Origin of the sequence: Pseudomonas sp. WS 5078, assembly GCF_012985745.1 — a bacterium.
GTDB lineage: Bacteria > Pseudomonadota > Gammaproteobacteria > Pseudomonadales > Pseudomonadaceae > Aquipseudomonas > Aquipseudomonas lundensis_A.
This window is the reverse complement of the sequence record NZ_JAAQWX010000034.1, coordinates 1-1,582: the sequence shown is the minus strand read 5'-3', so window position 1 is coordinate 1,582 and position 1,582 is coordinate 1. Positions and strand designations below refer to the sequence as shown.

Sequence of the window (1,582 nt, the reverse complement as noted above, 5' to 3'; positions counted from 1 at the left end):
GATTACAACGTTAAAGTTCGCGTCAAAGCGGACAACTCCGGCGTTGACCTCGCCAACGTCAAGATGTCGATGAACCCCTTCTGCGAAATCGCAGTGGAAGAAGCCGTGCGCCTGAAAGAGAAAGGCGTGGCAACCGAGATCGTCGTCGTCTCCATCGGCCCGACCACGGCTCAGGAACAGCTGCGTACCGCGCTGGCACTGGGTGCGGATCGTGCCATCCTCGTCGAATCCGCCGAAGACCTGACCTCGCTGGCCGTGGCCAAGCTGCTCAAGGCCGTGGTGGACAAGGAGCAGCCGCAACTGGTGATCCTGGGTAAACAGGCCATCGACAGCGACAACAACCAGACGGGCCAGATGCTGGCCGCGCTGACCGGTTTCGGTCAGGGTACGTTCGCGTCCAAGGTTGAAGTGGCGGGTGACAAGGTTGCCGTGACCCGTGAAATCGACGGCGGCGCGCAAACGGTGTCCCTGAGTCTGCCGGCCATCGTCACCACCGACCTGCGTTTGAACGAGCCGCGCTATGCGTCCCTGCCAAACATCATGAAAGCCAAGAAAAAGCCGCTTGAAGTGCTGACGCCTGATGCATTGGGCGTTTCCACGGCATCGACCAACAAGACCCTGAAAGTCGAAGCGCCTGCGGCTCGCAGCGCAGGCATCAAGGTCAAGTCGGTGGCTGAACTGGTCGAGAAACTGAAAAACGAAGCGAAGGTAATCTAAACATGACTATCTTGGTAATCGCAGAACACGACGGTAAAGCCCTGGCCCCGGCCACGCTGAACACCGTAGCCGCCGCTGCCAAAATCGGCGGTGACATTCACGTTCTGGTTGCAGGTCAGGGCATTGGCGCCATCGCTGAAGCCGCCGCGCAGATTTCGGGCGTGGCCAGCGTGCTGGCTGCCGACAACGCAGCGTACGCGCACCAGTTGCCGGAAAACGTGGCTCCGCTGGTAGCAGAGTTGGGCAAGGGTTACAGCCACATCCTGGCTGCTGCGACCTCCAACGGCAAAAACATCCTGCCGCGTGTCGCTGCTCAGTTGGACGTTGACCAGATCTCCGAGATCATCTCGGTTGAAAGCGCTGACACCTTCAAGCGTCCGATCTATGCCGGTAACGCCATTGCCACTGTGCAATCGACAGCGCCGGTCAAAGTGATCACCGTGCGTGCCACCGGTTTTGACCCGGTGGCTGCGCAAGGCGGGTCTGCAGCGGTTGAAGCCGTAGCGGCCGTTCATGATGCAGGCACGTCTTCGTTCGTGAACGAAGAGTTGGCCAAGTCGGACCGTCCTGAACTGACGGCAGCCAAAATCGTTGTATCCGGCGGTCGTGGCATGCAGAACGGCGACAACTTCAAGCACCTGTACGCGCTGGCCGACAAGCTGGGCGCTGCCGTCGGTGCGTCCCGTGCCGCAGTTGATGCCGGTTTTGTACCCAATGACATGCAGGTCGGTCAGACGGGTAAGATCGTTGCGCCACAGCTGTACATCGCGGTCGGTATTTCCGGCGCGATCCAGCACCTGGCGGGCATGAAAGACTCCAAAGTGATCGTTGCGATCAACAAGGACGAAGAAGCGCCGATCTTCCA

At 59.8% G+C, this 1,582-nt stretch carries 2 protein-coding genes; both read left to right on the top strand.

Features of this window, described 5'->3' with window-relative positions; genetic code table 11:
- On the top strand, positions 1-717 hold a 717-nt coding region (locus tag HBN68_RS21905; protein WP_094995370.1), incomplete at its 5' end, for an electron transfer flavoprotein subunit beta/FixA family protein.
- 2 nt (positions 718-719) lie between these two features.
- Positions 720-1,582: FAD-binding protein (locus HBN68_RS21900; RefSeq protein ID WP_169966170.1), on the top strand; the 863-nt coding region annotated here is incomplete at its 3' end.